The 22,332-nt window shown below is 60.2% G+C and carries 20 protein-coding genes; 6 read left to right on the forward strand and 14 right to left on the reverse strand.

The genetic code is table 11. From position 1 onward, the window contains the following. Window positions 1–6 precede the first annotated feature (6 nt). The 8 genes from paaE to CQ017_RS07655 all read right to left on the reverse strand — a co-directional run bounded on the left by paaE (window position 7) and on the right by CQ017_RS07655 (window position 6,848). Window positions 7–1,167 carry a 1,2-phenylacetyl-CoA epoxidase subunit PaaE gene (gene paaE, locus CQ017_RS07620; RefSeq protein ID WP_105553198.1) on the reverse strand — a complete coding sequence of 387 codons (1,161 nt, stop codon included), beginning with the start codon at window positions 1,165–1,167 and terminating at the stop codon, window positions 7–9. Then, on the reverse strand, window positions 1,164–1,661 hold the full coding sequence (gene paaD / locus CQ017_RS07625; RefSeq protein ID WP_105553199.1) for a 1,2-phenylacetyl-CoA epoxidase subunit PaaD: 498 nt from the start codon (window positions 1,659–1,661) through the stop codon (window positions 1,164–1,166). The genes paaE and paaD overlap by 4 nt, the downstream gene beginning before the upstream one ends. A 35-nt stretch (window positions 1,662–1,696) precedes the next feature. Continuing rightward, window positions 1,697–2,557 (reverse strand): 1,2-phenylacetyl-CoA epoxidase subunit PaaC, encoded by an 861-nt coding sequence (paaC, locus tag CQ017_RS07630; RefSeq protein WP_105553200.1) that lies wholly within the window; start codon window positions 2,555–2,557, stop codon window positions 1,697–1,699. Next, complete coding sequence (gene paaB / locus CQ017_RS07635; protein ID WP_096283458.1) at window positions 2,554–2,844, reverse strand: 1,2-phenylacetyl-CoA epoxidase subunit PaaB; 291 nt, start codon at window positions 2,842–2,844, stop codon at window positions 2,554–2,556. Before paaB ends, paaC begins: the two co-directional genes overlap by 4 nt. A 1-nt stretch (window position 2,845) precedes the next feature. Further along, window positions 2,846–3,832 carry a 1,2-phenylacetyl-CoA epoxidase subunit PaaA gene (gene paaA, locus CQ017_RS07640; protein WP_105553201.1) on the reverse strand — a complete coding sequence of 329 codons (987 nt, stop codon included), beginning with the start codon at window positions 3,830–3,832 and terminating at the stop codon, window positions 2,846–2,848. A gap of 188 nt (window positions 3,833–4,020) precedes the next feature. After that, the gene (locus tag CQ017_RS07645) at window positions 4,021–4,461 is read right to left on the reverse strand and encodes a DoxX family protein (protein ID WP_105553202.1); all 441 of its coding nucleotides are present in this window, start codon (window positions 4,459–4,461) and stop codon (window positions 4,021–4,023) included. A gap of 240 nt (window positions 4,462–4,701) precedes the next feature. Further along, window positions 4,702–5,457: an amino acid ABC transporter ATP-binding protein gene (locus CQ017_RS07650; RefSeq protein ID WP_105553203.1), complete on the reverse strand. Its 756-nt coding sequence runs from the start codon at window positions 5,455–5,457 to the stop codon at window positions 4,702–4,704. After that, entirely contained in the window at window positions 5,454–6,848 is a 1,395-nt protein-coding gene (locus tag CQ017_RS07655; RefSeq protein ID WP_105553204.1) for an amino acid ABC transporter substrate-binding protein/permease, read from the reverse strand. The genes CQ017_RS07650 and CQ017_RS07655 overlap by 4 nt, the downstream gene beginning before the upstream one ends. 277 nt (window positions 6,849–7,125) lie before the next feature. Here CQ017_RS07655 and CQ017_RS07660 point away from each other — a divergent pair, with 277 nt between their 5' ends. The 5 genes from CQ017_RS07660 (at window position 7,126) to CQ017_RS07685 (ending at window position 13,044) form a co-directional block, all read left to right on the forward strand. After that, window positions 7,126–9,288, forward strand: a complete 2,163-nt coding sequence (locus tag CQ017_RS07660) for a S9 family peptidase (protein ID WP_105553205.1) — start codon at window positions 7,126–7,128, stop codon at window positions 9,286–9,288. Between the two features lie 379 nt (window positions 9,289–9,667). Beyond that, window positions 9,668–10,114, forward strand: coding sequence for a hydroxyphenylacetyl-CoA thioesterase PaaI (paaI, locus tag CQ017_RS07670; RefSeq protein WP_096283446.1), 447 nt, complete (start codon window positions 9,668–9,670; stop codon window positions 10,112–10,114). A gap of 30 nt (window positions 10,115–10,144) precedes the next feature. Further along, a complete protein-coding gene (locus tag CQ017_RS07675) occupies window positions 10,145–11,464 on the forward strand; it encodes a phenylacetate--CoA ligase family protein (protein ID WP_105553207.1) in 1,320 nt (439 codons plus the stop codon). A 31-nt stretch (window positions 11,465–11,495) separates the two neighbouring features. Beyond that, the gene (locus CQ017_RS07680) at window positions 11,496–12,113 is read left to right on the forward strand and encodes a TetR/AcrR family transcriptional regulator (RefSeq protein WP_013349779.1); all 618 of its coding nucleotides are present in this window, start codon (window positions 11,496–11,498) and stop codon (window positions 12,111–12,113) included. Window positions 12,114–12,264: 151 nt separating this feature from the next. Further along, on the forward strand, window positions 12,265–13,044 hold the full coding sequence (locus CQ017_RS07685; protein WP_105553208.1) for a nicotinamide mononucleotide transporter: 780 nt from the start codon (window positions 12,265–12,267) through the stop codon (window positions 13,042–13,044). A 57-nt stretch (window positions 13,045–13,101) separates the two neighbouring features. On the opposite strand, the gene CQ017_RS07690 is transcribed toward CQ017_RS07685, so the two are convergent. The 3 genes from CQ017_RS07690 to CQ017_RS07700 form a co-directional block, all read right to left on the reverse strand. Then, a complete protein-coding gene (locus tag CQ017_RS07690; protein ID WP_258133541.1) occupies window positions 13,102–14,877 on the reverse strand; it encodes a carbohydrate-binding module family 20 domain-containing protein in 1,776 nt (591 codons plus the stop codon). A 326-nt stretch (window positions 14,878–15,203) separates the two neighbouring features. Continuing rightward, window positions 15,204–17,327 (reverse strand): phenylacetic acid degradation bifunctional protein PaaZ, encoded by a 2,124-nt coding sequence (gene paaZ, locus CQ017_RS07695; protein WP_105553209.1) that lies wholly within the window; start codon window positions 17,325–17,327, stop codon window positions 15,204–15,206. 115 nt (window positions 17,328–17,442) lie between these two features. Next, complete coding sequence (locus CQ017_RS07700) at window positions 17,443–18,165, reverse strand: tyrosine-protein phosphatase (RefSeq protein WP_105553210.1); 723 nt, start codon at window positions 18,163–18,165, stop codon at window positions 17,443–17,445. 140 nt (window positions 18,166–18,305) lie between these two features. Here CQ017_RS07700 and CQ017_RS07705 point away from each other — a divergent pair, with 140 nt between their 5' ends. Further along, on the forward strand, window positions 18,306–19,208 hold the full coding sequence (locus tag CQ017_RS07705; protein ID WP_105553211.1) for a serine protein kinase RIO: 903 nt from the start codon (window positions 18,306–18,308) through the stop codon (window positions 19,206–19,208). An 80-nt stretch (window positions 19,209–19,288) separates the two neighbouring features. Here the strand turns inward: CQ017_RS07705 and CQ017_RS07710 are convergent, their stop codons facing one another. The 3 genes from CQ017_RS07710 to CQ017_RS07720 are packed head-to-tail and all read right to left on the reverse strand — an operon-like array spanning window position 19,289 to window position 22,183. Next, window positions 19,289–20,161 carry a 3-hydroxyacyl-CoA dehydrogenase family protein gene (locus tag CQ017_RS07710; protein WP_105553212.1) on the reverse strand — a complete coding sequence of 291 codons (873 nt, stop codon included), beginning with the start codon at window positions 20,159–20,161 and terminating at the stop codon, window positions 19,289–19,291. Between the two features lie 2 nt (window positions 20,162–20,163). Further along, window positions 20,164–20,958, reverse strand: a complete 795-nt coding sequence (locus CQ017_RS07715) for an enoyl-CoA hydratase/isomerase family protein (RefSeq protein WP_105553213.1) — start codon at window positions 20,956–20,958, stop codon at window positions 20,164–20,166. A 1-nt stretch (window position 20,959) separates the two neighbouring features. Next, complete coding sequence (locus CQ017_RS07720) at window positions 20,960–22,183, reverse strand: acetyl-CoA C-acyltransferase (RefSeq protein WP_105553214.1); 1,224 nt, start codon at window positions 22,181–22,183, stop codon at window positions 20,960–20,962. Window positions 22,184–22,332: the final 149 nt, after the last annotated feature.

Below are 22,332 nucleotides of genomic sequence, written 5' to 3' on the forward strand. Positions count from 1 at the left end.
TATCCCCTAGGAGTCGAAGTTGACGCTGAGCTTGTCGCTGGTTGGGTGCGACTGGCAGGTCAGCACGTAGCCGGCTTCCACCTCTTCCGGTTCCAGCGCGTAGTTCTCCGCCATGGTCACGGTTCCCGAAGTGACCTTGGCACGGCAGGTGCCGCAGACTCCGCCGGCGCAGGCGAAGGGAACGTCCTGGCGAACTCGCAGAGCCGCATTGAGCACGGTTTCGTTGGCCCGTACCGGGGACTTCACCTCGCCCTGCAAACCATCGAGGGTGAAGCTGATTTCGATGCTCTTCTCGTTTTCATCGACAAGCACTGGCCGTCCCACATGGCCCTGCGGACGATTCGGCTCACCGGTGGTGAACAACTCGAAGCGCACCTTTTCGCTCGGGACTTCCAGCTCGGTGAGCTGATCGCGAACCATCTGAACCAGCTCGAATGGACCGCAGAGGAACCATTCGTCGACCTTCGGCGCCTGTAATACGTTAGTGAGCAAGGCCGAAAGCTTCTCGGCATCGATACGTCCGGAGAGCAATGGGGAAATACGCTGTTCGCGGCTCAGCACGTGGTGCAATGCCAGGCGTGCCGGGTAGCGATCTTTTAGATCTGCCAGCTCCTCCAGGAACATGACGTCCATGGCTGCCTTATTGGCGTAGATCAAATCGAATCGGGTATTTTCGTTCGCTTCGAGAATGGTGCGTGCAATCGCCAACACCGGGGTAATCCCGCTGCCTGCGGCCACGGCCACGAACTGGTCCTGGTTCACGGTATCCACCGAGCTTGGATCGTTCATTTCGGTGAGCTTGTGCTTCGAAATAAACGCTCCGGTAGGACTCATCACATCGATCTGGTCTCCGGCGACAAGTTCTTCGTTGGCCCAGGTGGAGAACTGACCGCCAAGGTCCCGCTTGATTGCGACCTTGATCAGCTCTCCGGTCGGTGCCGCGCAGATCGAGTAGGAGCGGCGAACCTCAACTAGCTCACCTTCGGCGTTTGGCAGTTCTTTGCGCAGCGCGACGTACTGGCCTGCCAAGTAATCGAAGTCGCTCGAAAGCTCTGCCGGAATCGCGAAGCTGACCTCGATGGAATCCTTGGTCAGCCGGCGCACCTCGGCGACCGTCAGGCGGTGGAAGGTGGCCCGACGACGGGTGGGGGTAGTTTGTTCGCTCATGAAAGCACCTTGAAATAGTCGAAGGGTTCTAAACAGTCTTTGCAGGAGTACAACGCCTTGCACGAAGTCGACGCGAAGCGCGCGAGCTCTCGGGTATTCAAGGAATGGCACCGTGGGCACTTGACGCTCATGCCCAAGGTGACGCGCCCGCTATGTCCGGTACCGGTCGGCGGGGCAATTCCATACTCTTCGAGTTTGCGCTTCCCATCTTCGGTCATCCAGTCGGTCGACCAGGCCGGGGTCAGTACCAGCTTCACGTCGACCTTCTCGATGCCCACCGCGCGGAAGGCCAGGTACAGATCTTCGGTAATCACGTCCATGGCCGGGCAACCGGAATACGTCGGGGTGATCACCACCTGCACGCTGCCGTCCGCATTGGCGTTGACCTCGCGCAAGATGCCCAGATCCGCGATGGAAAGCACCGGGATTTCTGGATCGTTGACCTTGGCGGCAACGCCATAGAGTTCTTCTGCACTGGTTATTGCACTGCTCAAGACTGTTGCTCCCTTCAAACGGATTAGGGAATCGGTTACCAGCTCGCACCGGGGTGCTTGCGGGCAAGAACTTGCATCTCGGCCAGAATGTAGCCCATATGCTCGGAATGCTCTCCGGCGCGTCCATGCGCCATCGCCAATCCCGACTTCGGTATTTCTAGCCCGGCTTCGGCGAGGACGGAGGTGATCTCGGCGTCCCATGCTTCGCGCAGCGAGGACGGGAGAACCGCCACATCGCCTAGTTCGCTGTGCAGCTCTTCGTCCTGGAACATCTCTCCGGTGTAAGGCCAAAGGATCTCCAGCGCGTGGCGCATCTTTTCGGCCGATTCCTCGGTTCCCTGTCCCAAGCGGGTGGTCCAGGCGATGGCGTGGTCCCGGTGGTAGTCAACTTCCTTGACCGCCTTGGCGCAGATCGCCGCGATGGTTTCATCCGCGGATTCCAGCAATCGGCTGTAGAGCAGGTGCTGGTAGATCGAGACGATGAGCTGGCGCATGATGGTGACGCCAAAATGGCCATTTGGCTGTTCCACGATCTGCAGCGAGGTGAATTCCTCTTCCTCGCGCCAATAGGCCAGATCGTCTTCGGTCTTATCCCACGCCAAACCGGCATAGTTCAGGAACGAACGGGCATGGCCAAGGACATCGAGGGCAATATTGCCCAAGGCAATGTCTTCCTCGATTTCCGGAGCACGGGAGATCCAGTGCGAAAGCCGCTGGGCGAGGATCAGCGCGTCATCACCGAGGTGCAGGGCATACTGGGCGACTTCGTCGCTTGGCTTGGCTCCTGCCACCGCGATATCTTCCGGACGCAGCGCGTTGCCCGGGGTGACGCGGGTGGCCGAGGCCAGCGCGTCGCCGAAGCTATCGAGCGAAGCATCGAGTTCTTCGTGGTTCACAGGTGCTTCACCCCTTCGCTTGCCTTGTAGTAGGTGGCGTGGCGGTAGTCCTTGCCCTGCGGCGACTCGAAGAACGCGTCCTTGCTGTCCGGGTCGGAGGTGATGATATCGGTGGAAAGCACCACCCAGAGGGAAATGCCTTCGTTGCGCCGGGTGTACAGATCCCGTGCGTTGCGCAGCGCCATTTCCTTATCCGGGGCATGCAGCGATCCGGCGTGCACATGCGAGAGTCCGCGGGAGGAACGGACGAATACTTCCCACAGGGGCCAATTGCTCTTTTGGCTCATGCTAGGCAACCTCACTTTGTTCTTGCTTTGCGGCGTATGCGGTAGCGGCTTCACGGACCCAGGCACCTTCGCGGTGGGCCTTGCGGCGATGTTCAAGCCGCTGGGCGTTGGCTGGACCATTGCCCTTGATGACGTTCATGAATTCGTCCCAGTTCAGATCCTTGTGGATCCACTGTTTTTTCTCTTCATCGAAGTGCAGGTCCGGATCCGGCAGGGTCATGCCCAGCACCTTCACCTGTTCTTCGATCATTCCCACGAAGCGCTGGCGCAGTTCATCGTTGGAGAAGCGCTTGATCTTCCAGGCCATGGATTGGGCGGAGTTCGGCGACTGGTCATCCGGTGGACCGAACATCATCAGCGACGGCTCGTAGAAGCGGTTGATGGCCTCTTGCGCCATCTTCTTCTGTGCCTCGGTGCCGCGGGAGAGGGAGAGCAGGATTTCGAATCCCTGGCGCTGGTGGAAGGATTCTTCCTTGCAGATGCGCACCATTGCGCGTCCGTATGGGCCATAGGAGGCACGGCATAGCGGCACCTGGTTGGCGATTGCAGCACCATCGACGAGCCAACCGATGGCACCCATGTCGGCCCAGGTGCGTGCCGGGTAGTTGAAAATCGAGGAGTACTTGGCGCGTCCGGTCAGCAGCTGGTCGTTCAGCTCGTCACGGTCGGTGCCCAGGGTTTCTGCCGCGGAGTACAGGTACAGCCCGTGGCCGGCCTCGTCCTGGACCTTCGCCATCAGAATCGACTTGCGCTTCAACGAAGGGGCGCGCGTAATCCAGTTGGCCTCTGGCTGCATGCCAATGATTTCGGAGTGAGCGTGCTGGGACACCTGACGGGTTAATGTCTTGCGGTAGGGCTCTGGCATCCAGTCACGAGGTTCAACACGGGAATCGTCGTTAATTAGGGCGTCGAAGCGCGCCTGTGATTGCTGCTCTTCATAGCTTGGGACGGCACTCAGTCCCGGCTCCTGCGGTGTGATCGGGGCCATGGTTCACCTCACTGAAATTCAATTTACATACTGACCGTTCGTTCAGTATATGAGAGTGCGCTCGATCACGTCAACAGCAACGCCGCGATGCGGCGTCACACTTGAAGGTAATGACCGCGAACCGGGCCCGCGGGCACAAAAATGCCCCAGGCATCGCCTGGGGCATTTGAGGGTCGTGCGGCTGCCGGTTATGCGTTTACGGCGGCCTTCTTGTTCTTGAAGATCAACGCATCAACCGATACGCGGCCCGGTCCCACGAGGAACAGCGCAAGGGCGCCGGCGGCCAACGCCAGCACCAGCTCAAAGCCGCCGTTCTCCACGAAGACGCCACCTGGAATGTGAACCATGAATAGCGCAACGACCATTTGCGCACCCAGCAAGCCTGCGAACACGCGGGTCAGCAGGCCGAGGATCAAGGCTGCGCCACCGACGATCTCAAGGGTCGCGGCGACCGGTGCGATAATTCCGGCGGCCGGAATTCCCATCTGGTCAAAGGACGCCGTGGTGCCCTCCAAGGTGTACTGGAAGTACTTCTGCCAGCCGTGAGCTAGGAAGAGGAAGCCAAAGGCAAGGCGCAGCATCGTTTGGGCAATGACCTGCAGGCGCGGGTTGTCGATGAGGTTATTCATATGGGCGACTCCTGGTGGATTGATCCGAAAGCATCGGATCTCGAATGGTCAGCTCCGCGTCGACGGGTCGGCGCTAGCTCTGGTTCCAGACTAAGTTAATTTACTTTAATCTTCAACTAACGTTGCGTGGCGCAACAACCAAGCCCAAAAGCGCGCACACAAATTCGGCCCACCCTGGCACCGCCTCGGATGAGGACGCTGCAAGAGTGGGCCGAATTTACGCGGTAGCGCTGGGAAAACCTAGAGCACCTTGGACAGGAAGTCGCGGGTACGTTCCTGCTGAGGGTTTCCGAACAGCTCCTCTGGCTTGCCTTCCTCGCAAACCACGCCACCATCCATGAAGACCACACGGTCCCCCACTTCACGGGCGAAGCCCATCTCGTGCGTGACCAACACCATGGTCATGCCCGAGTCGGCGAGCTCCTTGATCACCTGCAGCACCTCGCCAACCATCTCCGGGTCCAACGCGCTCGTTGCCTCGTCGAAGAGCATGATGCCCGGGGACATCGCCAACGCACGGGCGATCGCCACGCGTTGCTTCTGTCCGCCGGAAAGCGAGGCCGGACGGGCATTGGCCTTTTCCGCCAAGCCCACACGGGTCAGCAGCTCTTCGGCTTTGGCCCGCGCCTCGGTCCGGTTCAGCTTCTTCAGCTCCACCGGCGCCAACATGATGTTCTCTGCCACCGACATATGCGGGAACAGGTTGAAATGCTGGAACACCATGCCCACATGGCGACGGACCTCGTTGATATCCACCTTCGGATCGGTGACGTCGAATCCGTCGACAATCACCTTGCCCGCGGAAATATCTTCCAGCTTATTCAGGCAGCGCAGCAGCGTGGACTTGCCGGAGCCCGAAGGCCCGATCACGCAGACAACTTCGCCTTCGCCCACCTGAAGATCGATGCCCTTGAGGACCTCGTTTGAGCCGAAGGACTTGCGCAGTTCCTTGACCTGGATCTTCGACGTGGCAGTTTGCTCGCTTACGGTGCTCACTTGTTAAACCTCCGATCGGCAAAGTTTGCCAATTTGGTCAGGGCCATGATGGCGATGAAGTAGATGACGCCAACGATCAGCAGGGTCTCGGTGACACGGAAGTTCGCCGCGTAGATCTGCTGACCCTGGTAGAGCAGCTCGGCAAAGCCGATGGCGAGCAGCAAGGAGGAATCCTTGAGCATGATGATCAACTGGTTGATCAAGGAAGGAGTCATCATCTTGAAGGCCTGCGGCACCACAACCTTCTGCATTGACTTCCCGTAGCCAAGGCCCAGCGAACGGGAGGCTTCCAGCTGTCCTGGATCAACCGACTGGATGCCGCCGCGAACGATCTCGGCAATATAGGCGCCGGCGTTCAGCGACAGCGTGAGCACACCTGCAACCCAGATGCTGACATCCCAGCCGGTGAGCTGAGGCAGGCCGAAGTAGAACATGAAAGCCCAGAGCAGCAGCGGCGTGCCACGGAAGATATTGACGAATGACGTCGAAATTCCGCGGACCACGATGTTGCCCGAAATCTTCATGAAGCCAAAGAGCAAACCAAGGACCATGGCCACCGCGAAGGAAATCGCCGTCACCAACAGGGTGTTCCCCAAACCGGTCATCAACGCCGGCAAGGACTTGGCCACCAGGTCGAAGAAGTTGCTCGGCACCGCGGCGCTCGGATCGGCCAGGTACTCGTTCAGGATCTTGTCGTACTCCCCGCTGGCCTTCAGCTCGGCCAGCCCGTCGTTGAAGGCCGCCAGCAGTGCGGTATTCTCGCCCTTGTTGACCGCGAATCCGTAGGAGCCGCCCGGCACCTTGTCGGTCACGGTCTTCAATCCGTTGTTCTGCGCAATGCCGTAGGCAAGGACCGGGTAGTCGTCGATGACGGCCACGGCGCTGCCGGATTTCACCGATTCGTACATGGTGGCCGACTGGTCCAAGGACTTGACGGTGAAGCCATACTCGTCCGCGATGGACTTCGCATAGGTCTCGCCCTCTGAACCGGTCTTGGCTACAACGGTTTCGCCCTCCAGGTCCTCATAGCCCTTGGTGGTCTCATCGTCGCGATCCACCGCCATCTGAACACCGGATTCAAAGTATGGCTCGGAGAAATCATAGATTTCCTTGCGCTCGTCGGTAATCGACATACCGGCGATCACGCCATCGACCTGATTCGAGGACAACGCCTGCAAGGCAGCGCTGAAGCCCAGGGAACGAATCTCGACGTTGAAGCCTTGTTCCTCGGCGATGGTATTGATCAGATCCATGTCGATCCCGGTGAGCTCGCCATCCTGGCGGAACTCGAACGGAGCGAAGGTGGTGTCGGTGCCGATGACGTAGGTTTGACCCTCGACGCTCTCGTTGCCCTGGGCCAACGCCCCGGGGGCCCCGGCCACCAGCGCCATGAAACCGATGGCAGCCGCAGCAATCCACCGAGTCAAACGCCTCGACCTCAAAGTTGTGCGTGTGTTTTTCACTGCTGAATCACTTTCTATTGCGAATAGGGCGCTTTGCCCTTGGTGCAGTTCGATTCTTTATGTTAGTTAGCCTATGGCCAATGTCGGCCGGCCGACACCCTTTGCACCATGTCCGCGTGCCAAAACGAGGAATTTGCCGCCCGATTCCTGTCCGCGCTGAGCATAGCCAACCCCACAATCGCCGCTGGTGAGATTGAATGGGTGCATGACTTCTGCATCGATTACCGCTAGCGCGCCGCTCGCAGCGAAGATTCCCACGATCCGCGAATTCCATGGTGATACCTTCACCGACGATTATGAGTGGTTGCGGGAAAAGACCAGCAAGCAGGTACTCGACCACCTGCATGCGGAGAATGCCTATACCGATGCGGTCACCGCGGATCAGGAAGAGCTGCGCCAGGAGATCTTCAAGGAGATCAAGGCGCGCACCGTCGAAACCGATTTATCGGTCCCCACGCGGCGGCGCGGCTGGTGGTACTACACCCGTTCGGTTGAGGGCAAGCCCTACACCATCCAGTGCCGGGTCAAGGCCGAAGACTCCCCCGATGCCCGCGCCGACTGGACGCCTCCGGTCATCGACCCGGTCGAAGCGCTGCCCGGAGAGCAGGTGCTGCTCGACGGCAACGAGCTGGCCGAGGGCCAGTCATTCTTCGCGCTGGGCGGCATGGCCATCAACGAGCCGAGCAACCTGCTGGCATACTGCATCGATACCCAGGGGGACGAGCGCTTCACCCTGTACATCAAGGATCTGGAAACCGGGCAGCTGCTTCCGGACGTCATCGAAGGCGTGTTTTACGGGCTGGCCTTCTCCCCCGATTCCTCCACCGTCTACTACCTGGTCGTTGACGATACGTGGCGCCCGCATCAGGTGCGCGCCCATGTGCTGGGCAGCGATCCGGCCAGCGATACGGTAGTTTTCCAGGAAGATGATCCGGGCATGTGGCTCGGCTTCGATCTCAGCGCCGATCTCCAGCAGTTGCTCATTTCCATCGGCAACTCCGAATACGCGGAAACCAGCGTCTTGGATCTGAACGACAAGGACGGACAGGTTCGCCTGCTCGTTCCGCGCGAACTGCGCCTGCTCCACGGGGTCGACCTGTTGCCCGGAGACGATCGGCGCGCCCTGATCACCCACGATCATCAGGCACCGAACAATATGCTCTCGCTGGTCGAGCTGGCGCAGCTGGGCGCCGATACCGATCCGGCGAGCTGGCGCACCGTGCTCGGGCACGAGTCCACGGTCAAGATCGAGGGCACCGCGCTGACCGCCACGCATCTGGTGGTTTCCGTGCGTCGCGATACCTGCGAACGGGTTCAGCTGATCCCGTTGGAGTCGCTGGGCACCGAATCCCAGCTGCCGGTGCTCGAGCCGGCCTTCGACGAGGAGCTGTTCACCGCCGCTGCCACCTTCGCCGATCTGGAAGCCCCGCTGATCCGCATCGGCTACACCTCGGACTTCACTCCGGCGCGCGTCTACGACCTGTGGCTGGATGACAAGGAATTGGTGCTGCGCAAGCAGACTCCGGTCAATGACTACGACTCGGCGGATTACCTGTCCACACGCGAATGGGCGACGGCCGCCGATGGCACCAAGATTCCGTTGACGGTGATGCGCCGCGCGGATTTGGACACCTCGGTGCCGAATCCGGTGCTGATCTACGGTTACGGCTCCTATGAGGTGTCGATGGATCCGGGATTCGGGATTCCGCGGTTGAGCGTGCTGGACCGCGGGGTGGTCTTCGTGATCGCCCACGTGCGCGGCGGCGGCGAGCTGGGCCGCGACTGGTACCTGCAGGGCAAGAAGCTCGCCAAGCGGAACACCTTCACCGACTTCATCGATGCCACGCGGTACCTGATCGATGCGGGCTGGGCCGATCCGGCGCGCATCGCGGCCCTGGGCGGCTCGGCGGGCGGCCTGCTGATGGGCGCCATCGCCAATCTGGCGCCGCAGCTGTACACCTCGATCATCGCGCAGGTTCCCTTCGTGGACCCGCTGACCTCGATCCTGGATCCGGAGCTGCCGCTCTCGGCCCTGGAGTGGGAAGAATGGGGCAACCCGATCGAGGACAAGGAAGTCTACGAGTACATGAAGGCCTACTCCCCCTACGAGAACGTTACGGCCGTGGACTACCCGCGCATCGCCGCGGTGACTTCCTTGAACGACACCCGCGTGTTGTATGTGGAGCCGGCCAAATGGGTGGCGAAGCTGCGCGAGGTCGGCACCGGCAGCGAACCGATCTTGCTGAAAACCGAGATGGAGGGCGGCCACGGCGGCGCCTCGGGCCGCTACGAGGCGTGGAAGAATCGCGCCTGGGATTACGCCTTCGCCCTCGATGCGCTGGGCAAGAACCCGGCCACGGCGAAGTAGCCCGCGAGGACACCTAAGCCTGAATTCACCGATCCGCCCGCAACCTTCGATTGTTTTCGATGGCTGTGGGCGGTTTCGTTTTCAGCCGCGGGGAATCCTCTGGCCGTGCCCTCGGCGAAGTTCCACCACCGGAAGCACTTCTCGACCGGCGCGCAGCCCTGCCGGAGCCGGCCGCCGGGCCGGACAAGGGCGGCTCGGCGATGGAATATCAGCAATTCAAGGAACCCGCTATTCTGCGTGTTCACCAGCGCCTTTGCCGCTGGGAGGCGCCGGCTCTCCGCGCAATTGTGACGTCCGCCATTAGACAGCAGGGCTTGAGATGGGTCACAATCTAGTATTACCTAATGATCGTTCGGTAACTAATTCGGCGGAGGTCCCTATGAGCGAAACCCAAATCGATAAGTCACTACCCCACGCAATCTTGCACAATGACTATGCCACCCAGTGGATGGGCATTGAAGTGGTGGAAGTGAGCGACGGGTTTGCGGTCATTACGATGACGCTTCGCCAGGAAATGCTCAACGGCTTCGGCATCGCCCATGGCGGAATGATCTTCTCGCTGGCCGATACCGCGTTTGCCTTGAGCTGCAATCCGCCGGAAGGCTCCGCGGACACCATCACCGTGGCCTCCGGCGCAGACATCAATTTCCTCAAGCCAGGGATCCCGGGACGCCTGCTGACGGCAACCGCGCAGCGCGTCTCGCAGCAAGGACGCAGCGGAATTTACGACATCACGGTCACCCAGCCGGGAACGAATGGCGGGATTGAAACCGTGGCCGAGTTCAGGGGCCGCTCGCGCACCGTTCCCAAGCCTAAGAACCGCTAAAACATTCAGTCACCACACGAAAGTATGAGCATGTCACAGCCAACTGACCGCGATAACTTGCCCAACCCACTGGATCCCGAAGAGACGATGAGCCGGGACCAGATCGAGTCGATTCAGCTCACTCGACTGAAGGAAACGCTGGACTACGCGTACACCAATGTTCCTTACTACAAGGACAAATACGATGCGGCTGGCGTGCACCCCACAGACTTGAAGGAACTGGCAGATCTGAAGCTGTTCCCGTTCACCGAAAAAGAAGATCTGCGCAAGAGCTACCCCTTCGGCATGTTCGCCGTTCCGCAGCATCAGGTGGCGCGGATCCACGCTTCCTCGGGCACCACCGGCCGCGCCACCGTGGTGGGCTACACCCAGCAGGACTTGGATGACTGGGCCAAGATGGGCGCACGTTGCTTGCGCCTCTCCGGAGTCAAGCCAGGCTGGAAGGTCCACAACGCCTACGGCTACGGCTTGTTCACCGGTGGCATGGGCGCGCACGCGGCTGCCGAGCGCCTGGGCACTACCGTCATTCCAATGTCCGGCGGACAGACCGAAAAACAGATTACGCTGATCAAGGACTTCGAGCCGGACGCGATCCTGTGCACCCCGACCTACCTGCTGACTATTGGCGATGCCATGCAGCGGGCAGGCTTGGACCCGCGCGACACCTCGCTGAAGGTCGCCGTCTGCGGCGCCGAACCGTGGACCGAAGAGATGCGCCACGAGCTGGAAGAGATGTTCGGCATCGACGCCTGCGATATCTACGGCCTCTCCGAAGTCATGGGCCCGGGCGTGGCCGGCGAATCGGTCGAGCTCAAGGACGGCAGCCACATCTGGGAGGACCATTTCCGTCCCGAAATCGTGGATGCGTTCGACGAAACCAAAGTATTGAACGACGGCGAACACGGCGAGCTGGTCTTCACCTCGCTGACCAAGCAGGCGCTGCCGATCATCCGCTACCGCACCCATGATCTGACCCGCCTGATGCCAGGTACCTCCCGCCCAGGTCACCGTCGCATGGGCCGGATCACCGGACGCAGCGATGACATGATCATCCTGCGCGGGGTGAACCTGTTCCCAAGCCAGATCGAGGAATTGATCCTGAAGGTGCCATCGCTTTCGCCGCACTTCCAGCTCATCCTTTCCCGTCCAGACCGCATGGACCAGCTGGCAGTGAAGGTGGAGCGCCGCATGGATGCCTCATCCGGGGACGCCGCCAACGGGGCCAAGGAGCTGGCCAAGCTGATCAAGATCCACGTCGGTTCTTCCTGCGCCATCGACGTGGTCGAGCCAGAATCCTTGGAGCGTTCCATGGGCAAGCTCAAGCGCATCTTTGATCTGCGCAACAGCTAACCCAGTGAGCACATGGGATAATCGATAAATCATGGAAACTACCGATATTGTGAACCGTCCGGCCAAGCGTGGCCGCCCCGGGTACGACCAGGAAACCGTATTGCGCATTGCCGTAGAGGCATTCAACGAATACGGCTACGACGCGACCTCCATGGGCAAGCTCGCTGACCGGCTGGGTATCAGCAAGTCCGCGATTTACCACCACGTCCCTTCCAAAGAGGACCTGCTGCGTCTGGCGTTGGATGAAGCGCTCATTCCCCTGGAAGCGGTGATCGCCGAGGTCCGCTCCCATGAGGGCAGCGCCGATGAGCGTTTGGAATTCTTCTTGCGCGCTACCTTCCGGATCCTGTTGGCCAAGCGTTCCTACGTGACACTGCTGCTGCGCTTGCGCGGCAACACCGAACTGGAACGCCAAGCTCTTCAGCGCCGACGGGCGATGGACCGCCAGCTCGCTGAGCTGGTCACCGCAGCCCAATCCGACGGCAAGCTGCGCGCGGACTTGGAACCGCGGGCCACGGCCAGGTTGCTGTTCGGCCTGATCAACTCTGTAGTGGATTGGTACCGCGCTGACGGTCCGATCAACGGACCAGAATTGGAAGACCAAGCCATTTCATTGCTCTTCAACGGATTGCACACCACAGCGGCTTAATCGCTGGATTGCATCTTGCGCTGGCTCCCACCTGATCGGTGGGAGCCAGCGTCGTTTAAGCGTGCCACAGGGCAAGCGGCAATGTGGCGTATGCCTCCTTGTAATCTTGTCTTCCTCACAGGAATCACCGTTAGCATCTAAGGGGTGCCTCGTGCACCTGTCGTTGCCAATCGATCGAGTGAAGAGCACCGTGGATTCCTTCTTAGAAACCCTGTTCATGGCTACTGCAGACAGCGGTAGTTCCTATGTCCAGATCCTGCTGTCAGCCGCTAGCATGCTGCTAGTTTTCGTCTCCGCAATCCTTCTTGCGCACCGCAATGATTTGGGTTGGTGGACGCTGATTCTCTCGGTTTTCGTAGGACCCATGATCTCCGCATTGCAGTATGACCTGCTGGGCCTGATCTACGCGATCCCGTTGCTGCTTCTGCCGATTTTCGGCCTATGGCGTTTTTCGCAGTTCATGCTCAACGGCAAGTTCACGCGCGAAGTGACCAAGACCCCGGTCACCCTCTGGTCTGCCGTGGGCATGGTTGTCGGCTTGATCCTGCTGGTGGCCTTGCGCTTCGGCCCCTTCCTCTTCAACTCCGGCTTCTTGACCGCCACCCCGGAAGTCTGGGTGATGTATTTCGCTGACGCCGCCATTTTCGCTTCCTTCGTCATGATTGCGCGCGGCGTTCGCGAAGGCTGGCTGCTGCTGGCTGTGGCAGCTATCGCGGACCTGGTGGTGTACTTCTTGATTTCGCCAATGCTGGGCATGCTTGGCCTCTACGTCTTCATCGCCCTGGCCGCCGCGTACGGCTACTTCCTGTGGCGCGGTCTTCCTGCCCAGGCTGCCGAGCCGGTGCAGGTCGAGCTGGACGAGGAAGGCCTGGCCTTGCAAAAAGCCAAGCAGGCAACCTTGGACAAGCTGAATGCCAAAACCGAAAAGTAGCTGAACCTAGAATGATCCCGCCCCAGTGTGAACTGGGGCGGGATCATTTTTTTGTGGCTACTTGCGCCAGCTGTCGTTCAGGTTCAGGGAACCGTCCGCATTCACGGTCGCGACGCGGTTGGCCCCTGATTCCCAAGTGGCATTGCCGCTCTGGTCGTACTTGACGTACTTGTATTCGAACTGCGTTCCTGCCGGAAGGTCCACCGTTCCGCTCCAGCTCGGGTAGCTGGCAGCTGATAGCTGTGGCGCCTTGGCCGGATCCCAGCTTCCTAGTTCCGGCTGGTTGCCGACGATGCGGATGTTCTGCCCCATGACGGTTTGGGCGGTGACCGCGACGCTGACATCAGCGGTGTCCTCGACCGGATCCGGCGTTCCTGATCCGCCATCGGATTCGGCACCGATGTGCAGGGCCATGGCACCGTAGGCAGGCAGTGTCGCGGTGAACTTGCCGTCGGCGCCCACAGTGATGGTCTTCGAGCAATCGCCTCCGGACACCACATCACAATAGGTGCCACCGGCCAGCGAGCTGGTGTATTCGCGGGTGGTTGCCGCCGAGGTGTTGTTGATGGCTACGAAGCCCTTATTGCCGCGGCCGTATGCGATCTGGTTGCCGCCATCGTCCCACCAATTGCTGACAGCCGCGTCGCCGACGGTGTTGTTGAAGCCCACCATTCCGGTGATTTCATCTTGCCGCTGTTCGCAGGTCCAGGCGGAGGAGTCGCAGTCGGCATTGGGTACCGATGCGTCACTGACGCCCGGAGCGCCTGCATCCTTGTCGGTGAACTCGTATCCGGAATACACGGTGGGTGACCCGTAGGGCCAGGACAGCATGAAAACATTGCCCAGCAGGTACTTGGCGCCCCACTTGTAGTTCATGGATTCGCCGTTGCGTTCGGTGTCGTGGTTGGTGACAAAAACCCCGGCCCGGTCACTGGTGAGCTTGCCGTCGCCGATGAAGCGCAAGTTGGCGATTTGCGCGTCGAAATCATGATGGAGCTGTCGTGCGTAGTCGAATTCGTGCGAGTCGCCGCTGCCGAGGTACTCGCTTTCCTGGATCGGTTCACCCGACGCCCCGATCACCTCGTGCACCCAGTACACGCCGGGGTTCTTCATCTTGGATTTGATGCCTTCGAGGTCCGTTGCGGGCATGTGCTTCGAGGCATCGATGCGGAATCCGGATACCCCAAGCGAGACGAGGTCATCGAGATAGTCGGCGATGTTTTGCTGGACGTAGCTGCTGGAGGTTTTCAGATCCTGCAAGCCCACGAGGCGGCAGTGCTGCACTTGCCAGCGGTCGGCATAGTTGTTGATGTTGGTGCGGCAATCGTTGAAGTCCTGGGCCGAATACTCTGGGAAGTTGTCATCGGAGAAAGCCGAGCCTGCGGTTCCAGTACCGGTCTGCCCGGCTCCGGTCATGTGATTGACCACGGCGTCTGCGATCACTTTCACGCCTGCGTCGTTGCAGCTTTTGACCATGGCGGAGAATTCCTCGCGGTTGCCCAGTTTCGAGTCCACCTTGTAGCTCACCGGCTGGTACGAGGTCCACCATTCAGTGCCGCGCAGGTGCTCAGCTGGAGGCGAGACCTGGACGTAGCCATATCCTGCTGGGCCGATGCTGGACTCGCATTCCTGGGCTACCGAATTCCAGTTCCATTGGAACAGGTTGAGGATGACATCCTTGCCGTCGTTGGATGGGGTGGCGGCTTGGGCGGGTGCTGCGAACAACGGTGCGGCGAGCAGGGCGAGCGAGGCGCCGAGTGCTGCCACCGGCTTCACCGTCCTGGCTCCGTGCCGGCGTTGTGTTGATTTGGCGCGTGATGGCAAAAGTTCCACAGAAAAACTCCTTTATTGTGATGATCGGGCTGCGATAGCTCGACGCGACAGCGTCGGGATCGCTCAACCACACGTTCCCCATCAACGCGTGACCTGTCACACAACTGTAAGCGTTTTCTTAGCTCTCTCCAATAAGTAAATTCCTGTAAATACAGGAAACCCGCGAAACTGTCCGCGTAAATTGCCCTAAAATTTTTTCACTCCGCGTCAAATCTTGCCAAAATTGGAAACGCTTTCATAGATATCCGGCAAAGCTGTCCTGGCTCCGAGCACGCAAAAGGGTGGATGCCGTGGTTGACGGCATCCACCCTTGCTGAAGTTGCGTTTTAGCCTTCGAAGTTGGCGTAGGTGAGGTTTTCTTTCTCCACCAAGGTCAAGACATCGTAGGTCGCGACAATCTCATCATTCTGGTTGTGCAAGATCGCATCCCATGCGACCTCGCCATATTCATCGGTGACTCGCGGCGTGATTTTCTTGGCCGTCAGGGTCACGCGGATTGAATCTCCGGCAGCCACCGGGGTGATGAAGCGCAGGGATTCCAATCCGTAGTTGGCTAACACTGGCCCCGGCGCTGGCTCTACGAAGAGGCCGGCAGCCCACGACACGAGCAGGTACCCGTGGGCGACGATTCCCGGGAAGAACGGGTTCGCTTCGGCTGCCTTTGCATCGGTGTGGGCGTAGAAGGTGTCGCCAGTTTTCTTGGCGAATTCGCTGATCTCTTCAAGGTTCACTACGCGCAGATCAGAGGCGAAGCCATCGCCTACTTGCAGCTCGGCCAGCGACTTGCGGAACGGGTGCGTGTATTGCTCCTGGCCGCCGAACTTTTCGCATCCGGCCAGGCGCTGTTCAGCACCGGCATGCCACACGCCGCTGAGCGCAGTGAGCATATTCGGCGAGCCCTGAACGGCAGTGCGCTGCATATGGTGCTTCACTGATCGGATTCCGCCCAGCTCCTCGCCGCCGCCGGCGCGCCCTGGGCCACCATGGACCAGGTGTGGCACTGGTGAACCGTGACCGGTCGTTGATCGCGCGGTTTCCCGGTTCAGGATGTGCACGCGGCCATGGTGGGCGGCGATTCCCAGGGCCAGTGAACGCACGGTGTCGGTGTCATTGCTGCACACGGTGGCTACCAGCGACCCTGCACCCATGGCGGCCAGCCGCACGGCTTCGTCAAGATTGTCGTAGCCGATGACGGAGCTGACCGGTCCGAACGCCTCGCGGGAGTGCACAAGCGGGTTGCGGGCATCGGCCCATCGCAGAACCACCGGAGACATGAAGGCACCGAATTCGGCCACGGCGTCGCGTTCTGGCGCCACGCGTACGGCTGGGGCATCCAGGCGGCCAAAGGCCAGCTCGCCACCAGCGTCAATCATGTCCTGCACTGCAGCACGCACATCAGCCAGCTGTTCCAGGGAAGCCAAGGCACCCATGGTCACGCCCTCGACGCGGGGGTCGCCAATGACAACCCGCTGCTCGATTCGCTGGCCGATGGCGGCAATGACCGGTTCTACCAGATGGGAAGGCACGATATTGCGGCGGATCGCGGTGCATTTCTGGCCGGCCTTGGAGGTCATCTCGGTGACGACGACCTTGACGAAGGCCTCGAATTCCGCTGTTCCCTCCTCTGCATCAGGGCCGAGGATGGCCGCGTTCAGGGAGTCGGTTTCTGCTGCGAAGCGCACTCCCCCGTCGATGACATTTGGATGGGACTTCAGCTTGCTGGCCGTGGCGGCCGAGCCGGTGAAGGCGAACATGTCACGGTAGTCGAGGTGGTCCATCAGGTCGCGGGCTGATCCCGAGAGAAGCTGCAGGGACCCTTCGGGAAGGATGCCTGATTCGAGCATCATCCTCACGGCTGCCTCGGTGAGGTACCCCGTTGGAGTCGCTGGCTTGACGATGGTGGGAACACCAGCGATAAACGCCGGGGCAAACTTTTCGAGCATGCCCCATACCGGGAAGTTGAACGCGTTGACCTGCACCACGACACCACTCATTGCGGTGTAGATATGCGTGCCGATAAAAGAGCCGTCCTTGCTCAGCGGTTCCGTTGGCCCGTCCAGGATGACATTGCTATTGGGAAGTTCACGGCGGCCCTTGGATGAGAATGTGAACAGAACACCGATTCCGCCATCGATATCCACCATGGAATCGATTTTGGTGGCCCCGGTCTTGAAGGAAATCTCGTAAAGGTCTTTGCGTCGCTCGTTCAGATACAGCGCGAGTTCCTTGAGCTTGAGTGCGCGCTCATGCAAGGAGAGCTTGGCCAGCTCCTGATGCCCGGTGCCACGGCCATAGTCCACCGCCGCTGCAACATCCAGCTTGTCATTGGTGACAGTGGCTAGAAGTTCTCCGGTGTTGGCGTCACGGACTTCTGTTCCGCCCTCGGACTGCGGGGTCCGCCATTGTCCGGCGATAAAGCTGGGTACCACGCTGATCTGTTTTGTCGACATCGACATAATTCCTTCCTGAACGGTCGGTCAGTATTAACCTTAACCTTATCAGCAAGGGCGTGACCGTGAACACCTCAAATTGTTGTTCGCGAGAATTCTCCACCCCGCCCGCTACTCAGGAATTCCGTGCGAGATCACTCAGGTGATCGAGACCCTCCTCGCTCATGCCCTGGGACAACAGATAGGAGCGGGCCGTACCAAGCCATGCACAGCATTCCGACAGGGCCGTGGCTCTTTCTTGAATGATTTCCCGCAGCTCTTCTTCACCCCGATAGCTCTCGTAGGGATGCTTTCGCGGCGAGACACGATGCCATTCATTGATACCCCGCACCGCCAGCTCATCATGGACGAGAATCTGATCCCGGGAACCTGCGAGATCCAGCAGCATGGTGGCAATCAAGCCGGAGCGGTCGCGGCCTGCCGAACAGTGGATCACGGTTGACCCTTGGGAGTTCGCCAAATTCTCGAAGACTGCACGCAGTTGGTCGCCGAATTCTTCGCACACCAACCTGTACATGGCGGTGTGATTCATATATGGCACGGCAATCGATTCGAACCTCGGATTGCCGGGCGTCTCCAGCGGCAGGTTCACCAGTTCAATGCCGGAGAACGCTGCCTGGGGTACGGCGGGGTCATGCTCCCGCCGGCGGATCTCGTTGGGGTTGCGCAGGTCCACGACCTTGCTGACTCCGCCCTCGTGCATTTGCTGCCAGCCCCGGGCACTAAGCCACTCGTGGCGACCCATTCGATAAAAGGCTCCGCAAATATGCCGCGCATTCACGGATCCTTCCCATTCCAGATCTCCGCTTTGCTTTTGATAGTTCAGGCCCCGGCTCATTTACCCATTGCAACATATTGATTCTCTGTTGTAGAGTTCTACTCATTGGCAACTGCCAATCAGTCTATTGAAGGAGGGGTAACGATGATTGCTTACCGCCGTTCCCGGTCATTGATCTCTTTTTCTAAGGACTTATCCCCATGCATTTTCCTGCTGGAGAACCAACCACCAGCTCACAGGTAACCTCGTCCAACTTCGCTGACGCAGATACCAAACTCAAATTCCGCAGGCACAAGCCCGTATGGAACGAATCATCCTCGGATGAGCCACCGGCTGGCCAGCGCTACTCCACCTGGCCGTTTATCGAAAAGGGCATGCGCGGGCCGCAACCATACCCGCTATGGCTGATTGAGGACGCCGGTGCCGTAGACACCGAATTAGGCATCCTCAAAACCGGCAAAGAAGGCGACGTCTTCCTGTTGGAACGAGCAACACAGGAGCGCTCAAGCTTACTGGCCGCCAAACGCTATCGCTCCCGCGACCACCTTCAATTCAGCCGTTCGCAAGCTTATAGCGATGGCAGGTCTGCCCGGCGCTCGCGCGATAATCGAGCCATCAGCCACAATTCCGCCTACGGCCGGGACATCGCCGCTTTGCAGTGGGCCAACGCGGAATGGACCTACCTCTTGCGCTGTTACGAAGCCGGCATTTCGGTGCCGTATCCGGTACAGATTGACGGCACCGAAATCCTCATGGAATTCATTGCCGACCCGGACAATTCGCTGGCGGCAGCACCCCGCCTGCAACAGCTTGCGCGCTTTGATCCACGGCTTCCCGAACTATGGGATCAACTCACTGACGCCCTTGAGAAGTTCGCTGGATTGGGCATTGCCCATGGCGACCTGTCCGCCTACAACCTCCTGGTTTCCGGCGAGCGCCTAGTGGTCATCGATGTTCCGCAGTGCGTGGATTTGGCGGGCAATCCGCAAGGCATGGACTTCTTGCACCGCGACTGCGTCAATTTGTGCGAGTGGTTTGATTCCAAGGGACTGTCACATGATCCAGATGAGCTCTTTGCTTCACTGCTAGGACATCTCTTCTAGGATCCAGAGGGACAATGGCCTCCGCGAGTCATTCCTGACCGGCGGAGGCCATTGTCGCTGAAGGTTATATGGCGGGTTTCCTACCAGCTGTAGAAGCCTTGGCCGCTCTTGCGCCCCAGCTTGCCCTCGGCCACCATATCCCTGAGGATCTGCGGTGGAGCAAACCGGTCACCCAAGGTCTCATGGAGGTATTCTGCGATTCCCAGGCGCACATCCAAGCCGACAATGTCGGTGGTTTTCAGCGGTCCGGTCGGGTGCTTGTAACCCAGGACCATGGCATTATCGATGTCTTCGGCGCTGGCTACGCCTTCTTCCACCATGCGCATGGCTTCCAGGGCGATTGCCACGCCCAGGCGCGAAGAAGCGAAGCCCGGAGCGTCATTGACCACCACGGCGGTCTTCCCCAGCGCCTGTACCCAGCTGCGCGATGCATCAACCAGGTTCTTATCAGTCTGCTCGCCGATGACCACCTCGATGAGCGTCGAAGCGGGCACCGGGTTGAAGAAATGAAGCCCGAGGAACTTGCCGGGCCGAGCCAGTTCCTTAGCCAGCCCGCTGACCGACAGGGAGGACGTATTCGAGGCCAGCACGGCCTCGGCGTCCAGCACCTGCTCCACAGCCTGCAGCGAGGAGACCTTCAAATCCCAGATTTCCGGAACTGCCTCGATCACCAATTGAGCGGTGGCGAATTGCTCGTAGTCCGTGCTCACCGAGAAACGCTGCATGAGCTCATCTTTGGATTCGCACACGACGCCGCGCGCGATGGACTTGTCGACGGACTCGGCGACCCTCTCATAGGCAGCCTGCGCAGAGTCCTCATCGCGCTCAACGACAACCACCGTGCTGCCGCTGGTCAGCAGGGCGTGGGCGATTCCCGCGCCCATGCGGCCGCCGCCGAGTACTCCGCTGTACTTAGGCAGCTGGCCCATCACAATTTCATTGGTTGCACTCATGGTTACTTCTTCTTTCGATCAAGGAATGCCTGCATGCGTTCAAACTTGGCTTGGGATTCGAACAGCATCCCCTGGGCCAAAGTGTCGATGACCGGATGGGCTTCACGCGGAGCGTGGAATACCGACTTGGTGATCCGCACAGCCAAGGGATCCTGGGCCGCAATGCGATCAGCCAGCGCCTCAGCCGCCGCATCCAGTTCGCTTGCCGGATGCATTTCCGTGATCAGTCCTGTTTCCAGGCACTGCCGGCCGGTGAGCACCTTGCCAGCCAGGAGGATCTCCTTGGCCATCGGTTCACCCACCAGCTCCTTGAGCCTCCAGGTCGCGCCGGCCGCGGCGATGATGCCGAGGTTGGTTTCGGGATTGCCCATGCGCAGCTCTTCGGTGCCGATGCGGAAGTCCGCGGCGTAGGCCAGTTCTGCTCCCCCGCCCAAAGCAAATCCGTCAAGGGCGGCGATCACGGGCATCGGCAGCTTGGCGACGCGATCGAAGATCCCAGAGTTGATCCCGGCGAGTGCATCATCGCGGCGGCGTTCTCGCAGCTGCGAAATGTCGGCACCGGAAGCAAAGATCCCCTTGCTCCCCTTGGGATTCGCGGCGCTGGGCGCTTGGCTGGCAGTGCCGGCCAAGATCAGGATTTTGGGATTCCTTTCCAGGTAATCGCAGACGGCATGCAGTTCGTCGACCATCGCCTGGTCGATCGCATTGCGCACCTCGGGCCGGTGGAGCCGGACCCATAGTCGATCATCGGTTTCGCTGACCTTGAGGGTCTGGAATTCGCTATCGAGGCTTTCCATTTTAGGCTCCTTCCAGCAAGATGGCCGAGCCTTGACCCACGCCGACGCACATGGTGGCCACCCCGAGCTTGCGCCCAGCTGTTGCCAGCTCGCGCTCCATGCGGCCCAGCAGCGTGATCACGATGCGCGAACCGCTTGATCCCAGCGGATGGCCCAGCGCGATGGCTCCGCCGTCGCGGTTCACGATCTCTTGGTCGACGCCGAGTTCGCGCATGCTGGCCAGCGACTGGCTGGCGAAGGCTTCATTGATCTCCATGGCGCCGATCTGCTCGATGCCCAGCCCGGCACGTTCCAGCACCTTGCGGGTGGCTGGAACTGGGCCCATGCCCATGATTTCCGGCTCCAGGCCGGCGGCCTGGCCATCGACGATGCGGGCGCGCGGGGTCAGCCCGTACTTCTTCAGGGCGCGTTCGGAAACCACCAGGATGGCCGAGGCGCCGTCGTTCAGCGTGGAGGCGTTGCCGGCGGTAACTACGCTGCCGCCCTTGACGACCGGGCGCAGTCCGGACAGCACGTCCATGGTGGTGCCGGGGCGCGGGCCTTCATCGGTGTCCACGATGCTCTCGCCCTTGCGGTGCTTGACGGTCACCGGGACGATTTCATCGACGAAGCGGCCAGCTTCAATGGCGGCGATGGCCTTTTCGTGGGACTGCACGGCGAACTGGTCGCAGTCCTCACGGGAGATGTTGTAGACGCGGGCGACTTCCTCAGCGGTCTCCGGCATGGAGAAGGTGGCCTTGCCATCACGCGAGTAGTCGCCGGAGAGGAACTGCGGGTTGGTGAAGCGCCAGCCGATGGAGGTGTCGAAGGTTGCTCCTGGCATGGCGAAGGCCTTGGATGGCTTTTCCATCACCCAGGGGGCGCGCGACATGGATTCGGTGCCGCCGGCGATCACGATGTCCGCAGCTCCTGCCTTGATCATATGGCTGGCCATCGTAATGGCGCTCATGCCCGAGGCGCATAGGCGATTGACGGTTATCCCGGGGACTGTCACCGGAAGGCCTGCGAGCAAGGCTGCCATGCGTGCCACGTTGCGGTTCTCTTCGCCGGCGCCGTTGGCGTTTCCGTAGATCACTTCATCCACGTGTGCCGGATCGATCCCTGCGTCTTCAATGACACGGCGGATGGTCACTGCGGCCAGGTCGTCGGGGCGCACAGCACTGAGCGCTCCGCCGTAACGGCCTACCGGCGTACGTGCTCCACCAACGAGAAATGCCTCGGTCATCTGTGCTCCTTATGCCAAAGTGGTAAGTGACTCTCAACACCTAAACTTACCGACCATTCGTTCAATAATAAAGTCGCGGGTCAGCAAATTTTCACAATTGCACTTTTTCAGCCCTCGGCCATCCGGGCTGCTCCTGGCTGTTCTAATTG

The organism is Arthrobacter sp. MYb224 (assembly GCF_002975455.1).
Taxonomy (GTDB): Bacteria; Actinomycetota; Actinomycetes; order Actinomycetales; family Micrococcaceae; genus Glutamicibacter.